This is a genomic window from Marinomonas flavescens, from assembly GCF_004352835.1.
GTDB lineage: Bacteria > Pseudomonadota > Gammaproteobacteria > Pseudomonadales > Marinomonadaceae > Marinomonas > Marinomonas flavescens.
In genome coordinates, this window is record NZ_SJSB01000001.1 from 23271 (window position 1) to 40888 (window position 17618).

Below are 17618 nucleotides of genomic sequence, written 5' to 3' on the forward strand. Positions count from 1 at the left end.
CGTATTAACACGCTTATTATAGGCTTACATTTTTGGCGTTTTTCAACGCAATAGATTGCTGACAGCTTTTACTTGAATGTGTTATCTTCCGCGCCCTTTTTGGTTGTAAAGATAGGCAGTGGCTTAACATGATTTGTGGATTTGATTACGGTACATCGAACTGTGCAATCGGTATTGAACAAGATGACGCGGTTCGACTGGTGCCTCTTGAAGGCACAAATACTTTTTTACCTTCTACTCTTTATGCGCTTGATAGAGATTTAATTTCTGAATCAGTCGCTCGCAATCTTACCGATCCTCAGGCGAGAGAATTATTCGTTGAGCAGCGTCGATTGATTCTATCCCGAGCACAGCGTGTGCGCCGAGAAGAAGACATTGCGAACGATGAGCAAACGTTATTCTTTGGGCGCGCCGCCTTTGCTGAATACTATCAGTGGCCGGAAGACGGCTATTTCGTAAAATCACCAAAGTCTTTTTTAGGCGGCAGTGGGCTTCGTGAGCAACACATCCACTTTTTTGAGGATGTCGTCACTGCGATGATGCAAAACATCAAGCAACAAGCTGAGAAAAACCTAGGTGAAGAAATTACGCATACAGTTATCGGTCGGCCTGTTAACTTTCAAGGCATCGATTCCGAAGCGAGTAATCGGCAAGCGCTTGATATCCTAACGATGGCAGGCAAGCGAGCCGGTTTTAAAGAAATCGAATTTCTTTATGAGCCGATTGCAGCAGGGTTGGATTTTGAAGCGAAAATGACGCAAAACCAAACTGTGTTGATCGTCGATATTGGTGGTGGTACAACCGATTGTGCCATGGTGAAAATGGGCCCAGATTTTTCTTCTAAAGAAGATAGAACGGCTGACTTTCTAGGTCATACTGGAGAGCGAATTGGCGGTAATGACCTAGATATTCGTGTTGCGGGCAAGCATCTTATGCCTTTGTTTGGCATGGAGTCTAATTTAAAAACCAGCTTACCCATGCCGACACAAATTTATTGGAATGCGGTTACCACCAATGATGTAACCGCACTCGCGACGTTTAACAGTTTAGAAACCAAGCTGCAGATTGAACAATTACGTTTAGACGCTGTTGAACCAAAACTTTTAGAACGTTTTTTGCATCTTCGTGAGGAAAAACATAACTATCATTTGGTTCGCAACGCTGAAGAAGCGAAGATTGCACTGTCTGATCAGCAAGAGCATGATGTGTTGCTGGATTATATTGAAAAGGGCCTAAATCGTCGTATTTCTCGTGAGCAATTTTCTCATTCAATACAGCCACCGTTAGAAAAAATGCTTTCTTTAATGAGCGAATCAATTAAGCAAGCGGGCGTGCAACCTGATGTGATTTATATGACCGGTGGTTCGGCAAAATCACCTATTATCAGAGAGGCAATCCAAAAAAGAATAGGGGATGTTCCTGTTTTAGATGGAGACCACTTTGGTAGTGTCGCGGCGGGATTAACCGTTTGGGCGCAGCGTCTTTTTCGCTAATACGCATTGTAGTAGATAAATAAAATTGAATGGAATCACGAGCAAGGTGTCGTGCTTTCATTTATAGCCTTACGATGAATTTTTTACATTGTATACTCATGACTAAATTCGTAGGCTTTGCGAATCTGCTCATATTATGAGCAGTACGAATAAAGGTGTCAGTTTGACTGATTAAACGGGAAACGAGTGCGCTTCAGGACGAAGCTAATCTGGTACTGCCCCCGCAACGGTAAATAAGTTAGGACATCACGCTTGCTCTCACTGTGAAAATGGGAAGGGACAAGTTACTGCTTATGAGTCCGGAGACCGGCCTTTATTTTTTATGTTTTTTGCCAAGCAAAAAACGATTAATTGAAATCATACGGGTGAGTATGAAACATTTATTGGAGGCACATCGTGCATATTGAACCAGGCGTCGTTACCGGCGTAAAAATTGTTTTGAGTTACGCAACAGCATTTGCAGCATTAGGACTTTCCGCTAAATCTTCGATTGAAGCGATTCGTGAAAATGGCCTCATTAACTTGTTAGGAAGAAGTGTAATAACAAGCGCTTTAGTACTCTTCTTTTTTCAGGTGTTACCTCATCAAGCAGTCGGTGTATCAGAAGTGCATCTTATTCTTGGATCGACTTTATTTTTGATTTTTGGACCCGCTGCGGCATCCATTGGTCTATTTATGGGGCTACTAATTCAAGGTGTATTTTTCGCACCGTTTGATCTGCCCCAATATGGCATGAATGTGACAACCTTGCTTGTGCCGCTCTTTGCGATGGCCGCTGTGTCACGTCGTATTATCTCTGAACGTACTGCTTATGTAGACATTCGTTATACACAAGCGCTGAAACTGTCTTTGACTTATCAAGGTGGTATTGTTTTGTGGGTCGCGTTCTGGGCCTTCTACGGACAAGGTTTTTCTGCGTCTAATGTTTCTTCTGTGGCCAGTTTTGGTATCGCTTATTTGAGCATCGTATTGGTTGAGCCGATTCTTGATCTTATTATATTGGCGGGTGCAAAAGGACTAAAACGCCTTAAGTATTCACGTTTGGTTGAACGTCGTCTCTTCAATTAAGATAAGTATTTGACTCTTATATAGGCGTTCTTATTACGCGCCCATCATAAAATGAAGATAAAGCGCCTAATGTTGATTTTAACATTGGGCGTTTTTTTTTGAGTTAAATCACTATCGCTAAAAAATAAACTTACCGCTCGAGAGTTAAGTGCTTGGCTCGCGACCTTGCTCGCACACGAAATCTAAAAAGGCTTGGTTCGCTTGAGAGAGATAAGCGCCTTGTCGCCAAGCGATGGCTAAGTCGAGCCAGATAGGCGGATCAAAAGGTCGAGTGATTAAGTCGTCATCACTTTCGACCACCATACTGAGAAGAGTCGACACACCAAAACCTTGTTGAGTGATGGATTTAATCAGTGGAATTAAGTTTGTTTCGAAGCCTATCTTGGGGATTTTACCCGTTTCCTTGGCGAGTCTATCTACCACGCGACGATGAAAATAGCCTTCTTTAAACATGACTAATTCTTCGTCAAAAAAAGCGTCTGGTGTAATGCTATCTAGTTGACTGAAATGATGATCTTTAGCAATGGTGACGCGCATTTCTTCTTTCAGTAGGCGGTGTGTTTCTAAACCATTAGGTAAGGTTTCAGCAACGATAACACTTAAATCCAGCTCGCCTTGTTCTAACATCCTTTGCAGCTGCCAAGTACCACCTTCAACGACTTTTAGGTTAATGGTTGGATGACGGTGACGAAAGGCCATTAGGATCGGAGGGAAATAGTAAGATCCCAGCATACCTGGAATGCCCACACGAACTTCTCCTTGGCTCAAGCCTTTAAGCTCATTCATTTCTAATAAGGCATCATCGGTGGCTTGGACAATTTTTTCAGCATGCAGCAGGAGGCGTTTGCCTTCATCCGTTAGACTTATTTTACGATCAGCACGATGGATTAAGGTCAAACCCAATTCTGTTTCTAGTTTTTTGATCGCCATACTGACCGCAGGTTGAGCAACATTTAATTGTTCGGCAGCTCGTGTGAAACTGGCGGTTTTCGCAATCGCGAGAAGGTACCTTAATGGTTTTATGTCCATCAATATATTTGATCCAATTAATAAATAAGATATATTTTATTGATAATTAGACTCAGAGTATAGTGGCCAGCATTATCAGGCATTCAGTGTGTTTTTCTTCTGTGCACTTTCCCTTCAGCACACTAATATCTTGGGGTAGAACGTGATCGAAGTTGGCAGTAATGTTTTTTGGCGTGGCACGCTCGCATTGGTGATTGGCTCCTTTATGGTATTTGCCAATGTGTATGTTACTCAGCCACTTTTGCCAATGATTGCCAAGGAATTTAACATTAGTCCTTTGCAAGCGACGGCCAGTTTTACTATTACCACCTTAACCCTAGGGATTTCGTTGTTGTTCTATGGACCAATCTCGGATGCCTTTGGTCGAAAGGGTATTATGGTAATGACCATGGTTGGCATCACGCTAACCACCTTATGCCTTTCTTTTGTCCAAAGTTATGAGTCGCTTTTATTACTGCGCGGGCTTCAAGGATTTTTCTTAGCTGGACTACCCGCTATGGCGGTGGCGTATTTAGGCGATGAATACACTCCTGAGGCATTGATGGTTGCCGTAGGTCTTTATATAAGCGGAAACACGCTCGGTGGCATCGGTGGACGCTTGATTGGTGGTTTTGTTGGCGAGTGGTTAGGGAGAGCTTCTACCTTTGGTGTGATGAGTGTTATTAGTCTTATCTGTATGACCGCGTTTATTATACTGTTGCCTAAGTCTCAAGGTTTTGAACCTAAGCCTTTGCGGGTGTCACATATTGTTTCTAATATGTTGGGACATTTAAAAAATCGTCGCTTAATTACGTGTTATTTCATCGGCGGCTTTAGCTTTTTTATTTTTATTAATCAGTACAGCTATATCACTTTTGTGCTTGAAGAAGCGCCTTACCATTTATCATCCAAATACATTGGCATGTTATTTCTTACCTATTTATCAGGCACACTAGGGTCTGCTATTTCGGGGCGTTTAGCAAAACGTTGGCCGCAGCCAAATATTATGGTGTTAGGAACCTGTATTTTAATGTTAGGTTCTTTAGTGACCTTAGGGGGGTCGCTTTGGGCGATTATTTTAGGGTTATTAATTAACAGCTTTGGTTTTTTCTTGTGCCATTCGACAGCCAGTAGTTTTGTCAGTCGTAATGCGAAATTTGCGAAGGCCAGTGCATCGTCGTTGTATCTCGTTTTTTATTATTTAGGGGCGAGTATCGGCGGTTATTACCTAGACCCCTTTTGGCGAGCGGATGGTTGGTTAGGTGTGGTAATAGGGTCATGGATTGTATTGGTGTTAGTTGCCTGTGCTGGAGTCAGCCTAATTAGGCTTAATAAATCACAGAGCAATTAATGTATTCGATTACTTTAATGTGCTTCTTCAGCGTTATCTTTCCCTGTTATTTGCGGAAAGTCTTCTTTGTTATATCGTGATATCGCCTTGTATATGACGTACTCTAATGGACTTATTAATAAAAATTATTTTAAAGTAATTTCTACTTTATTATTTCTCTTGTCTTATTCCTTAATTTTAGGAGCTCAGTAATGGATGTTTTGTCCTCATTAGCTACGTTCACCATTCATTGGGGGGCTATTCTTTTTCTCTTTTTATTATTAGCAGCCGTTGTTTCTATTGGTGTTATGTATTGGGTCGATGTACATCAAACCGCGCATACGATTCGTCGAAATTATCCTGTGGTTGGTCGTTTTCGCTACGCTTTTGAGCATTTAGGAGAGTTTTTTCGCCAGTACTTTTTTGCCTTAGATCGTGAGGAGAGACCGTTTGACCGAGCGGAGCGTTCATGGGCTTATCGAGCGGCCAAGAAAGTCGATACGACGATTGCTTTTGGCTCGACACGATCGTTAGACACACCGGGGGATATTTTTTTCCTCCACTGTGCATTCCCAACATTAGACGAAGATGCGGTTCAAGCGAAAGAGATTTGCATCGGAGAATTTACCGCTAAGAAACCTTATCGCACTAATTCTGTGGTTAATATTTCTGGTATGAGCTTCGGCGCCTTATCCAAACCAGCGGTACAAGCTTTATCTCGAGGCGCTCGAAAAGCGGGTATTTGGATGAATACTGGCGAGGGTGGTTTGTCGCCTTATCATTTAGAAGGTGGTTGTGATTTGGTCTTCCAAATAGGCACTGCAAAATATGGTGTTCGTAATGATGAGGGGCATTTAGACGACAGTAAATTGGCCAAAATTGCGGAACACCCAACGGTTCGCATGATTGAAATTAAAATGAGTCAAGGTGCTAAACCGGGTAAAGGGGGAATGCTACCTGGTGCTAAAGTGACTGAAGAAATTGCACATACTAGGGGTATTCCAGTAGGTCGGGATTCAATTAGCCCTAATGGTCATACGGACATTAAGTCAATCGACGATTTATTAAACATGATTCATCATGTTCGTACCGTTACCTCGAAACCCGTTGGCTTTAAAATGGTGGTAGGGGATTTAGGCTTTTTTGAAAAAATGTGTGAATTGATCCATAAAAAAGGCATCGATTATTGCCCAGATTTTATTACCATTGATAGCGCAGATGGCGGCACTGGCGCGGCACCTCAACCTTTAATGGATTATGTCGGCATGCAGCTACGAGAAAGTTTACCTTTAGTGGTAAATATCATCACCTCATATGGGCTGCGTCGATACATTAAAATCATCTCGTCAGGCAAGCTTGTGGTGCCAGGTAAAGCGGCTTGGGCACTTAGTGCCGGTGCTGACTTTATTGTAACGGCGCGTGGCTTCTTGTTTTCACTAGGGTGTATTCAAGCGCTACAGTGCAATAAGAACACTTGTCCTACGGGCATTACAACGCATAACCCAGATTTACAAAAAGGCTTAATGCCTCAAGAAAAGTCTGAGCGAGTTGCTAATTACGCCGATGGTTTACTCCACGGTATTGGTTTAATCGCCCATTCTTGTGGTGTGAAAGAGCCAAGAGAACTAAACCGCTCCCATGTACGTATTATTGAAAATCAGAGCCGTTCACATCTTTTCTCTGAAGTGAATCCTATGCCACACGTTAGGCCTGAGTTCATTAACATGGTTGGCTTTCAAGATGAATCCGTGTCAGCTGAAGAGCGATTACAGTAGAGGGACAGAATGAAACAGCACACTATTTTTGTTGCTAATGTAAGTGATGCAGCCGCTTATTATGGGGCTGTCTTTGGGCTTGTTGTTGAAAGTGAAGAGGGTCACCTAGATGGGCAAGTTCGATTGTCCTCTAAACGCTCTGAAAACCTAAACGCTCAGCTTGTGCTTGTTGAACATGAGAAAGCCCCGGAAGCCTCTTTATCCAATAAATCGGCGCAGACGATCGAATGGTATAGCTCTCAATTTTGGGAGGATTACCATAATTTTCCGGCATTCGGAGTCGTGTTTGAAACATTGCCTAAAGATCAGAATAATCAGAACCATGTCATCTTCTTTGATGCTTATGGTGTGCAATGGGCTTTGAAGTAAACGGTTGAGTCTATTTTTGACTGGCGCCATTAGCAAGATAAAGAAGTCGGTGTTTACTTTTTAGGTCAGTACTGTATTTTCTAGCAGAGTCTATTTTATTAATGGCTGCGTTTTTGACGTAGCCATTTCTTTTGCTAGGAGCCGCTATGACTGCTTTATTTCATTATGCGTATCATGTGACATCACTGGACGCGACTCGGGATTTTTATACACAGGTATTGGGATGCACCGAAGGGCGTAGTACAGATACTTGGGTAGATTTCGACTTTTATGGTCATCAATTATCACTTCATTTAGGCACGCCCAGCCCTATCTCAAATACCGGAAAAGTGGGTGATCATCTTGTTCCCATGCCTCATTTTGGTTTGATACTAGCGCTCGATGAATGGCAAAAAGTGGCTAAACGACTAACCGAAGCTAATGTGCCTTTTGACCTTGCGCCTAGCGTTCGATTTGCCGGTTTGCCAGGCGAACAATGGACGATGTTTTTTAAAGATCCGAGTGGCAATGCCATTGAATTAAAAGGCTTTAAAGATCTAGCTCAGGTATACGCGAAATGATTCCATTTGTCAGTCGTGCTTCACAAACCGAGCAAGATGCGTGGATAGCCACGCTTTCTAAGGCCTTGCCAGAAGAAGTGATCGTCGCTTTTGAGACGCTTAGTTGTGAGCAAAAGCAAGCTTGTGATGTTGCTATAGTGGCGAATCCTAATCCAGCGTCATTGCTCGAACTTCCTAATTTGAAATGGGTTCACAGTGTTTGGGCTGGGGTTGAGGGTATGATTGCAGAACTTGATTCTCCAAATTTTTCAATTGTCCGTTTGGTGGATCCGCAGTTAGCCAAAACAATGTCTGAAGCGGTCTTAGCGTGGAGTTTGTTTCTGCATCGTGACATGCCTACGTACCAAGCACAGCAAAGCCGTAAGGAATGGCATCAACGAGCTATGGTTCGCGCTCAGGATCGCCGCATTGGTGTATTGGGGTTAGGGGAGCTAGGGAAAACCAGTGCGCTACGCCTCAAAGAGAATGGCTTTACTGTCGCAGGTTGGAGTCGGAGTGCAAAAAATATTACAAGTATTCAGTGTTTTGATGGTGAGCAAGGGCTTTATAAGCTGTTACAGCAGAGTGATATTCTTGTTTGTTTACTACCGTTGACGGATCAAACTAGAGGACTTTTGAATAAAACAACGCTTGCTTGTTTACCCAAAAATGCGAGTATTATTAACTTCGCCCGTGGTGCTATTATTGATGATGCGGCCTTATTGGCAGCGTTGAATCAAAACATTAACCATGCTGTTTTAGATGTGTTTTCTCAAGAACCTTTGTCATCAAAAAACGGATATTGGGAGCATCCTCAAGTAAGTGTATTGCCTCATATTTCGGCACCGACTCACCCAGATAGCGCCAGTCAGATTGTCGCAAACCATATTCGAACTTATCGAGAGTTTGGCACAGTGCCACAAGCTGTTGTCCTTCCCCGAGGCTATTAGGCTGATATGAGCTTGTTTTGGGTGTCTTTCTAGAAGCGCTTTATTAAAAAAATTAACACAAAAAATGTAAATAAAAGAGAAGTGAAATGCCGCATTGTATTATTGAATATAGCCAAAACCTAGACCAAGAAGTGCCCCCTGCGGATTGGTTGGAAACGGTTAAGGTTGCGTGTCTAGCGTCTGGGCTTTTTGATGAATCAGACATTAAATTGCGCGGCTTTCCCTATAAGAATTTTATGACGGCAGGAAAGGAAGATGCGTTTGTTCATGTCACTATTCGTATGTTGTCTGGTAGGACAGTTGAGCAGAAAAGAGCACTCTCTCATCTCGTATTGGAAGCACTAACGCAGTTTTCTTTAGTGGACGTTAGCTTTACGGTTGAAGTCTGTGAAATGGAACGCGATACTTACGCCCGCAAAGTCATTCTATCTTAATCAAGATGCACTAGCTTAATGGCTGTTGCTATAGGGTAAGGAAATATATCATGAAAGTTATGTTGTTATGGGCGCTATTTTTTCCAGCGATACTTTACGCTCAAGTTGATACAAGTGTGCCATCTAACGACAGTACCGCATCAGTAGATGATCGTACTATGTTAAACAATGATGGCACCAAGATGTCTTCAAGTATGACGACAGACGATCAGGGTGGTTCTCAGGATGTTAATAATACCGAGAATGTTAATAATACTGAGAGCTATACGCCTGAAGAGCCTAAAGTGCCTGAACCGACTTCCAAACGGGCGCAAGAAGCGGATGGACTTTTACAGCAACGCGCGTCACGAGAAGTCTCCACGTCCAACAACCCTTTTGTTTTGACACCACATCGACCTAATTATTTTTTACCGATAACATTTAATCCTCATCCGAATGAAAGCGCTTTTTTAGGTGATAAAGCGAACAATGAAGACCTAGATAAAGTGGAATTTAAGTTTCAACTTAGCTTTAAATTTCCTGTCGCGTATAACATTGTTGGTAGGAATACGAGCTTGTGGTTTGCCTATACACAGCAATCCTATTGGCAGGCCTATAATGGCGCGATCTCGGCTCCTTTTCGCGATACTAACTATGAGCCTGAAGTTTTCATTGTTACTCAGCCAAAAAGTGGTTTTTTGAATATAAAGCCTAGCAATATCAGTTATGGTTTTGACCATCAATCTAATGGTCAGTCTGATCCCTTATCGCGCTCTTGGAATCGTCTCTATGTTGATTTTACGTTTGAAGATGGGAATACGGCTTATTCGATAAAGCCTTGGTACCGTATTCCTGAAAGTAAGGACGAAGACGATAATCCGAATATAGAAAAATATTTTGGTTATGGCGAATTTAGAGTATTTCATGCCATTGATGATTACAGTATTGATGTAATGCTGCGTAATAACCTTCGCTCTTCTGAGAATAAAGGGGCGGTAGAGGTTGGCTTTACTTTTCCTCTGTGGGGAAAATCGAGAGGTTATGTTCAGTACTTTAATGGCTATGGTCAGTCCCTTCTTGGCTACGATCAGTCGTCTCAAACACTGGGTGTCGGCATTATGCTTACTAACTGGTTTTAACTTCTCACCACCAATCTATTGGTAAATGAGTTTCTACAAAACAACTTTAACGCCTTGCTGATCAGCAGGGCGTTTTTTCATCGTCATAAAGTTGTCATGTAACTGCAGTCTAAATGACATTTGACTATCTTATGTTGAAAGCATGTTCAACCAGAAAGGTGGTGAAATGAATATTCTTCAAAATATACACGCTGTCGATGTACATGCTTTTTATTGGTGTATGGCACGTAAACATCGCATTGCCATGGCAAGAGTAAGTCGAGCGATTTCTTTTAGTGCCGATGGGCCGCTTTATGTTCTGATCGCGTTTTCATTATGGGTCTTTGGGTTCGAGACCTTGGCTTACGCCATCGTGCTGGGTTTTATTCTTGAGCGTTGTGCATATCTTATTTTAAAGCGAGGTTTTAAGCGTAATCGCCCAGAAGAGGCTCTGGATAACTTTAAAAGCTTTATTGTGCCATCTGACCAGTTTTCATTTCCTTCTGGGCACACTTCAGGGGCTTTTTTTATCGCTTATTGTTTGAATGAAGCGTTTCCTGATTTTGGGCTTTATCTTTATATTTGGGCTGCACAAGTTGGCTTGTCGCGTATTTTTCTCGGCGTTCATTTTCCTACGGATACCGTGATGGGCGCCTTGCTTGGCTCTGGTTGTGCGGCATTAATGATTGGGGTTTTAGTATGAAAATACTTTACGGTGTTCAAGGGACGGGAAATGGTCATATTTCACGTGCACGTTCGATGGCGGCAGAATTTAAGTTAGCTGGCATTGAGGTTGATTTTATTTTTTCAGGTCGTTCAAAATCTGACTATTTTGATATGGAAATCTTTGGGAATTACCGTTTTTTTAAAGGGCTGAGTTTTGTCTCTAAAAATGGACAATTGGATTTTATATCCACTTGCAGAAAAGCGAATCTCTTCACCTTGTTTAAGGATGTTCGTGAGCTAAATACGCGCGGTTATGATTTGGTGATTACCGACTTTGAGCCTGTAGTAGCGTGGGCTGCTAAACGACAGGGAACACCTTGTCTTGGCTTTGGGCATCAGTATGCTTTTAGTCATAATATTCCTCGTTATACTGGGAAGCGTTTATCGCAATGGATTTTGTCTAACTTTGCTCCAGCAACAACTCGATTAGGAGCCCATTGGCATCACTTTGGTTATCCTATTTTACCGCCGATCATCGATTCCCATGAGAAAAAAACGAATCCAGATGATAAGTCTGTGTTGGTCTATTTGCCTTTTGAAAACAGTGAAGAGGTGATGGAATGGCTAGAAGAGGTGCCAAATTATGATTTTCGTTTGCATTGCAAAGACATTGATCCTGGGGTTTACGGAAATGTAGAAGTGTTTCCTTTTAGCCTGAATGAATTTCAAAAAAATCTTAGTGAGTGTGAATCTGTGTTGTGTAACGCTGGGTTTGAATTGAATTCAGAGGCGTTGCAATTAGGTCGCCGAATTCTAGCGAAACCCATGCAGGGACAAATTGAGCAACTCTCTAATATGATTGCATTGGATACGTTAGGGCTGGCCCATACCAGTGAACATCTTAATTCACAGGTTATTCAGTACTGGTTGGATAGCAGTCGAGTGGTACAAGTCTCTTATCCTAATGTTGCTCGTGCTGTAGTGGCTTGGCTGCAAGCGGATAATAACATCACGATAGAGGACCTATGTGCTGATTTATGGGCTCAAACGCCAAACAGTGCAGGAATTGATTTTACCTTTCCATCTGATACTCAAATAACAACAGGTCACTTCGCCGTATAGCCAATCTGATTATTTCAGGTGTATTTGAACCTGCTTAGTTCGAACAAAAGACGACATAACATAGTAAGAAGTCCCTTTGACGTTCATTGAGCTGAAAAATCACAAAGGGGCTTTTTTACTAATGCCTATTTAGTAAATAATGAAACCACTAAACGTTCAAATTACGATTAAAAAATTCGAGTGTTCTAGACCAAGCAAGTTCGGCATTTTTTTCTTGATAGCGTGCCGTTGAGTCGTTATGAAAACCATGGTTTGCCTTAGGATAAATATACGCGCTGTACTCTATATCGTGGGCTTTTAACGTGTTCTCATAATCTGGCCAAGTGGCATTGACGCGTTTATCAAGCTCAGCAAAGTGCAATTGCAATGGACCGCGAATTTTATCTAGGTTTGATTTGGCGGGCGTTCCGTAAAAAGGCGCTCCAGCAGCAATAGTATCAGGCATGCTTGCAGCCAATGCATTGGTTAAATAACCACCATAACAAAAGCCAACCATTCCTACTTTTCCAGTACTAAAATCATGATTTTTTAGCAGAGTGGCGGCATCCATAAAGTCGCCTTCTATTTTTGTACCATCTAATGTTTTCTGCATAGCACGCCCTTCATCATCGTTACCTGGATACCCCCCAAGCGGAAAAAGTGCATCAGGCGCGAAAGCAATAAACCCAGCCTTAGCAAGTCGGCGAGCGACATCTTCGATGTAAGGGTTAAGTCCACGGTTTTCATGCGCCACCAGTACCGTAGGTGCTTTGTTTGTAGCATTGACACCTTTTGGAACCACTAGGTAGCCACGGCCTTTGCCATGACCATTAGGGGTATCAAAGACTAAGTAACTGGCGGTGATATCCGAATCATTAAATGACACTTGTTCGGCGAGGGCGTAATTTGGTATTAATGCACCAGCCACCAAGGGTAAGGTTAATCCTGCCATGCTAAGTGTGCTCAAGCGAGATAAGAAGGTGCGTCGGTCAATATCGCCATGGGCGTATTCGTCGTACCAGTCAAAAGCTTCTTGTGGGATATCTGTTGCTGATATTTTTCGGTCTGAATGTTTAATTATTTCCATTATTGCTAATCCTTTTTTATGGTTCCTAGGTTTCATCAATAAGTGATACAACGAAAAGATCATGATTTGGCATTGGTTTAGAGGCTATTTTCTTAAGGTAGTTCAATATTGAAATAGGCGTTGATCTTTTTTTTCCCTGATCACGTAAGATAAATGAGAGATGGTTTTTTCATCATGTTTATTAAGATAACTGATTGGGAATCAAACGAAATGACACGCAAAATGCCAATTATCATTACAGGCGGAGCGCAACGAATTGGCTTGGCCTGTGCTAAAGCATTGACGGCAGATGGCTATGATGTCGTTGTGACGTATCGCCATACAAAAACAAGCATTGTCGAATTAGAAAAATTGGGTGTACGTTGCCTGCGTGCTGATTTTTCCTCACAACTGGGTATTGATGAATTTATTAAGCAAATACATCAAGATTATTCAGGCGTGCGGGCTCTTATTCACAACGCATCTGAGTGGGGCGCGGAAGCTGAGAGCGCAGACTTAGCTCAATTGATGGAAAGAATGTGGCAAATCCACGTATTTGCGCCTTATCGTATAAATCTCGCTTTTGAAGCTTTACTATGTAACGGGTTTGAACATCAAGGCAAAGCAGACATTATTCATATGACGGATTATGTGGCTGAAAAAGGCAGTGATAAGCATATTGCCTACGCTTCTAGTAAGGCTGGCTTGGCAAACTTAACGTGTTCCTTTGCAAAACGATTTGCGCCAAAAGTAAATGTAAATTCCATCGCACCTTCTTTATTGATGTTTAATCCTGAAGATAATGCTGAATATCGTCAAAAAGCATTGAATAAATCCCTTTTACACCAAGAGCCAGGTGAAAAAGAGGGGGTACTAGCGGTACAATATATATTAACTAACCGCTATATGACGGGTCGGACCCTGTCTCTAGATGGAGGTAGGCATTTAGTTTAGCCAGACGTAAAGGTCAACTGAAGGCCTCTTATTTTTTATAAAAGCCTCCATGTCATCGGACAGGGTATAGCAACTTGGGGTATCGATATGAACACTGCTGTAGCAGAACCAACAAATGTAAGTAATTTAGTACTGTCTGAAGAAGCAATAAAAGTACGTGACGCTTTGGTAAATCATGGTCTTGAAACCCCCATGATTAATAATGGCTTAACAACAGAAGAAAAGTATCAGCGTATTAAAAATGCATTTGAAGATGTTGTTAGCACGTTAGGCTTAGATTTAACCGATGATAGTTTAGCGGAAACCCCACATCGCATTGCAAAAATGTATGTGAGAGAGATTTTCTCGGGTCTAGATTACGCTCAATTTCCTAAAATTACGGTCATCGACAACAAGATGAAAGTCGATGAAATGGTAAAAGTAAGTAACATTAGTTTTACCAGTACCTGCGAGCATCATTTTGTCACAATAGATGGCTTTGCTAAGGTCGCTTATTTGCCTAAAAACAAAATAATTGGCTTATCAAAAATAAACCGTATTGTTCGCTTTTTTGCACAGCGCCCACAAGTACAGGAGCGCCTAACTCAGCAGATTCTTGTTACTTTACAAATTTTATTAGAAACGGACAATGTCGCGGTGAGCATCAATGCAACACATTATTGTGTGAAGGCGCGAGGTGTTATGGACGCCAGTTCCTCTACGCAAACAACAGCATTAGGTGGGCTATTTAAGCGCAGTGATAAAACGCGTGGCGAGTTCCTAACAAATTGAGAGCTGAGATAATTACGTATTTAGAACATTAAATATAAGTGATACTTGCTAACCGTATTCTAAAAAAGAGTCTGCATTTTTGTAGGCTCTTTTTTTATATTAGGTCACAATAGGTAGCCTAATTAAGAGGCGTTTACAGATGAGAAAAATACCATGACAACACCGAAAAAAAACACTTGGTTTCCACCGAAAAAGAATGGTTGGGGTTGGGGAAAACCTCATACTTGGCAAGGGTGGGCTGTTCTCGCCGTGTATTTTTTAGCCGTTGTTATGATTTGTTTTATTTATGACCCCAAAATCGAACTAATGTCATGGGCAATATGGGTTGGCTCTATGACCCTAGTATTACTCGTTGTTTATGTAGTGAAAGGCGATTCGCCAAGTTGGAAATGGAAAGCGATCAAGAAGAAACGACGCTTTAAGTAATGATAAGCAGCGTTTCTTCTCTTTGATAACGTATTTACTATGAATGATTAGTCATTGGCTTTTTCGAGCTTATTTCGTTGCACTAGATGCGGAAATAAATACATCCAAATCCCCACGATAGCAATCGTACCGACACCACCAATAATAATGGCAGGAACAACACCAAACCATGCGGCGGTTACGCCAGATTCGAATTCTCCTAATTGATTAGAACTGCCAATAAAAACCGAATTTGCCGCACTGACTCGACCGCGCATTTCATCAGGTGTTTCAAGTTGTACTAGCGTAGACCGGATCACTACGCTGATCATGTCTGATGAGCCGAGTAGTACTAGAGCAACCATAGATAAGATTAGATTCTCAGACAACCCAAATAAAATCGTAGCGACGCCAAAAACGGCCACGGCAGCAAACATGATCTTGCCTACACTGTGTTGCAATGGCCGACGCGCTAGGTAGATCGACATCAACAACGCTCCAAGGGCTGGCGCACAGCGTAAGAGTCCTAATCCCCAAGGGCCAGTATGAAGAATGTCTTTCGCGACAATCGGTAACAATGCTGTCGCCCCACCTAGTAAGACGGCAAACATATCCAATGACACTGATCCCAAAATCACTTTGTTGCCGCGTATAAATGAAAAGCCCCCAAGCAGATGGCCAAGGCTAATGGGTGTTTTGGTTTTGATTGAGAAGTTATATTGCAAGAAAAACATGATTCCACAGGCAACAAGGAAGCAGCTCATACTGGTTAAGTAGAGTGTTGTTGGCCCTAATAAATAGATGATCCCACCAAGTGCAGGGCCTGCAATCACACTAATTTCACGAGCTGAGGCGATAGCACTCATGGCGCGAGACAGCATTTCGTTAGGAATTAAATTGGGCAAAATGGCTTGATTCGCTGGCATTTCAAACGCTCTAGCGGTGCCCAGCATAGCTGCACAAAGATAGATCATTTGAGCTGAGATAGAGTCGGTTATATTTCCGAATGCTAAAATCCCTACAGTGAATGCCATGCAAAAACGAGTACAGACGCATATGATGCGACGATTATAACGATCGGCCACATGACCAACGACCAAGGTTAACGCTAGCTGAGGAAGAAACTGACAAAGACCTACTAAGCCCAGAGCAAGTGGGCTATTCGTTAGGTTATACATTTGCCAACCTATGCCGACACTGAGCATTTGAAAAGCAAAAGAGGACGCTATTTGTCCAATCCAATAATGGACAAAATTAGGGTGCTTAAAAAGTGATGACATAATCGCCTTAATATCTTAATTGCTCGAAAAGCAACACATGAAGGACTGCATTAAAAGGGAACCTAACGACTCAGGGGAGAGATGTAAGCATAGGGCGTCACTATACTAGAGGTGTACTTTGGTTGACTAGATCTACAGGTCTAAATGTTAGAATATTAGAGGAACCTATCCGTGAATTGCCGATTTCATTTTTAGTGCCAATCCTAATGGGCAGAACACAGGACCTAATTCAATTTTGTCTGTGCTATTGCTCTGGGCGTTACCCCAAAATGTTGATGAAAGCGGCGGCTAAAATGGCTTAGGCTTTGATAGCCCAGCTCATAACTCACTTCGGTCACAGAAACGTGTTCTTGTAAGCGTTGATACGCTCGACTCATTCTTCGTTGATGCTGGTATTCAGCAGGAGTGCAGTTTAACTGGCGCTTAAAGGCATCATAGAAACGGCTACGACTCATACAGGCTTTTTTGCTTAACTCTGTTATATCCAAAGGAAGTGCTAAGTTTTGCTCGATCCAATGTAAAACACAGGTGAGGCCGTTGGCGTCAGGATTGTGTTGGGTAAAGTGCAGTAAGGCATCGCGGCCATGGTGGCGCAAAATGCGCGTGACTAATTCACTGACACCAAAATCCACCAGCAAGTCACGATCTGGGTCATTTTGTACAAAATCACTGGTCAGCCTATCCAATAGCTGCTGCGTCGCTTGGGTATGTAGAGTATGCAGAGGTTGGTTTGGATCCAGCGGAATCTTTGTAGGAATGGGAGATGACGACATAATGTCGTTCATCCGATCGCAAATTTGAGCGACGCGTTCTTTTGAAATCTCAATGGTCAGGCAGGTGGTAGGTAAGTCTAACTGTGCTTCAGGAAAGTCGATAAAGACTTCTTCATCAGGGGATAAAATAAAAGACTCATGAGGCAGAAAAGAGATGTTTTCACGGGTTTTCGTATGCATGACTTTTGCGCCCTTTACCATTCCACAATACAGCAAGGAACTGGCTTTTAGGCTGACTTTCTGTGCTTGTTCATAGGTATCGTAAATGCTTAATTCGGCGTGAGGGCCGGCGAAACAAACACGATTCTCTATCAGCTTGGTTGGAGTACGCTTTTGCCAAACAAGTGGATTCCCACCCGTGAAAGATTTATTCATTAACACACCTCTGAATTATTTTTGTGTTTTGGCGCGGTGTCTTTATTTGCAGTATTAATCATCTACCTTGATTTGCTCTGGGTCAATATAAATGGATACACAGACAAATATCGTGGACTGGCAGACAAGTTTTTATCTTGAGTTGTTTCTACAGTGGAGGTGAG

General features: G+C 42.3%; 18 protein-coding genes and 1 riboswitch. Of the genes, 14 read left to right on the top strand and 4 right to left on the bottom strand.

The genetic code is table 11. The features are described from left to right. Window positions 1-128: 128 nt before the first annotated feature. Together yegD and E0D70_RS00120 are read left to right on the top strand one after the other, a co-directional pair. On the top strand, window positions 129-1493 hold the full coding sequence (gene yegD / locus E0D70_RS00115; RefSeq protein ID WP_133010238.1) for a molecular chaperone: 1365 nt from the start codon (window positions 129-131) through the stop codon (window positions 1491-1493). 136 nt (window positions 1494-1629) lie between these two features. After that, a riboswitch (cobalamin riboswitch) is annotated at window positions 1630-1822 on the top strand. A 67-nt stretch (window positions 1823-1889) separates the two neighbouring features. After that, window positions 1890-2561, top strand: coding sequence for an energy-coupling factor ABC transporter permease (locus E0D70_RS00120; RefSeq protein WP_133010239.1), 672 nt, complete (start codon window positions 1890-1892; stop codon window positions 2559-2561). A gap of 144 nt (window positions 2562-2705) precedes the next feature. Here E0D70_RS00120 and E0D70_RS00125 read toward each other — a convergent pair whose 3' ends face one another. Beyond that, a complete protein-coding gene (locus E0D70_RS00125; protein WP_133010240.1) occupies window positions 2706-3590 on the bottom strand; it encodes a LysR family transcriptional regulator in 885 nt (294 codons plus the stop codon). A 142-nt stretch (window positions 3591-3732) separates the two neighbouring features. Between E0D70_RS00125 and E0D70_RS00130 the strand changes: the two genes are divergently transcribed. The 9 genes from E0D70_RS00130 (at window position 3733) to E0D70_RS00170 (ending at window position 11851) form a co-directional block, all read left to right on the top strand. Next, window positions 3733-4920, top strand: coding sequence for an MFS transporter (locus E0D70_RS00130; RefSeq protein ID WP_133010241.1), 1188 nt, complete (start codon window positions 3733-3735; stop codon window positions 4918-4920). A 191-nt stretch (window positions 4921-5111) separates the two neighbouring features. Next, the gene (locus tag E0D70_RS00135; RefSeq protein WP_133010242.1) at window positions 5112-6674 is read left to right on the top strand and encodes an FMN-binding glutamate synthase family protein; all 1563 of its coding nucleotides are present in this window, start codon (window positions 5112-5114) and stop codon (window positions 6672-6674) included. Between the two features lie 9 nt (window positions 6675-6683). Then, on the top strand, window positions 6684-7043 hold the full coding sequence (locus E0D70_RS00140) for a VOC family protein (RefSeq protein WP_133010243.1): 360 nt from the start codon (window positions 6684-6686) through the stop codon (window positions 7041-7043). Between the two features lie 146 nt (window positions 7044-7189). Next, window positions 7190-7603 (top strand): VOC family protein, encoded by a 414-nt coding sequence (locus E0D70_RS00145; protein ID WP_133010244.1) that lies wholly within the window; start codon window positions 7190-7192, stop codon window positions 7601-7603. Then, window positions 7600-8532: a 2-hydroxyacid dehydrogenase gene (locus tag E0D70_RS00150; RefSeq protein WP_133010245.1), complete on the top strand. Its 933-nt coding sequence runs from the start codon at window positions 7600-7602 to the stop codon at window positions 8530-8532. Before E0D70_RS00145 ends, E0D70_RS00150 begins: the two co-directional genes overlap by 4 nt. 86 nt (window positions 8533-8618) lie before the next feature. Further along, a complete protein-coding gene (locus E0D70_RS00155) occupies window positions 8619-8966 on the top strand; it encodes a 5-carboxymethyl-2-hydroxymuconate Delta-isomerase (RefSeq protein ID WP_133010246.1) in 348 nt (115 codons plus the stop codon). Window positions 8967-9016: 50 nt separating this feature from the next. Then, a complete protein-coding gene (locus tag E0D70_RS00160) occupies window positions 9017-10084 on the top strand; it encodes a phospholipase A (protein WP_240536910.1) in 1068 nt (355 codons plus the stop codon). A gap of 166 nt (window positions 10085-10250) precedes the next feature. Beyond that, window positions 10251-10766: a phosphatase PAP2 family protein gene (locus tag E0D70_RS00165; RefSeq protein WP_133010247.1), complete on the top strand. Its 516-nt coding sequence runs from the start codon at window positions 10251-10253 to the stop codon at window positions 10764-10766. Then, on the top strand, window positions 10763-11851 hold the full coding sequence (locus tag E0D70_RS00170) for an MJ1255/VC2487 family glycosyltransferase (protein ID WP_133010248.1): 1089 nt from the start codon (window positions 10763-10765) through the stop codon (window positions 11849-11851). Before E0D70_RS00165 ends, E0D70_RS00170 begins: the two co-directional genes overlap by 4 nt. Window positions 11852-11999: 148 nt before the next feature. On the opposite strand, the gene E0D70_RS00175 is transcribed toward E0D70_RS00170, so the two are convergent. Then, window positions 12000-12917, bottom strand: coding sequence for a dienelactone hydrolase family protein (locus tag E0D70_RS00175; RefSeq protein WP_133010249.1), 918 nt, complete (start codon window positions 12915-12917; stop codon window positions 12000-12002). A 174-nt stretch (window positions 12918-13091) separates the two neighbouring features. On the opposite strand from E0D70_RS00175, the gene folM reads away from it, so the two are divergent. From folM to E0D70_RS00190, 3 genes are all read left to right on the top strand, one after another. Further along, window positions 13092-13850 carry a dihydromonapterin reductase gene (folM, locus tag E0D70_RS00180; protein WP_240536911.1) on the top strand — a complete coding sequence of 253 codons (759 nt, stop codon included), beginning with the start codon at window positions 13092-13094 and terminating at the stop codon, window positions 13848-13850. 87 nt (window positions 13851-13937) lie between these two features. Beyond that, a complete protein-coding gene (gene folE, locus E0D70_RS00185) occupies window positions 13938-14621 on the top strand; it encodes a GTP cyclohydrolase I FolE (protein ID WP_133010250.1) in 684 nt (227 codons plus the stop codon). Between the two features lie 153 nt (window positions 14622-14774). Further along, on the top strand, window positions 14775-15047 hold the full coding sequence (locus tag E0D70_RS00190; RefSeq protein WP_133010251.1) for a hypothetical protein: 273 nt from the start codon (window positions 14775-14777) through the stop codon (window positions 15045-15047). A gap of 47 nt (window positions 15048-15094) precedes the next feature. Here the strand turns inward: E0D70_RS00190 and E0D70_RS00195 are convergent, their stop codons facing one another. Together E0D70_RS00195 and E0D70_RS00200 are read right to left on the bottom strand one after the other, a co-directional pair. Then, window positions 15095-16306: an MFS transporter gene (locus E0D70_RS00195; RefSeq protein WP_133010252.1), complete on the bottom strand. Its 1212-nt coding sequence runs from the start codon at window positions 16304-16306 to the stop codon at window positions 15095-15097. A gap of 224 nt (window positions 16307-16530) precedes the next feature. Beyond that, window positions 16531-17454 carry an AraC family transcriptional regulator gene (locus E0D70_RS00200; RefSeq protein WP_133010253.1) on the bottom strand — a complete coding sequence of 308 codons (924 nt, stop codon included), beginning with the start codon at window positions 17452-17454 and terminating at the stop codon, window positions 16531-16533. Between the last annotated feature and the right edge of the window lie 164 nt (window positions 17455-17618).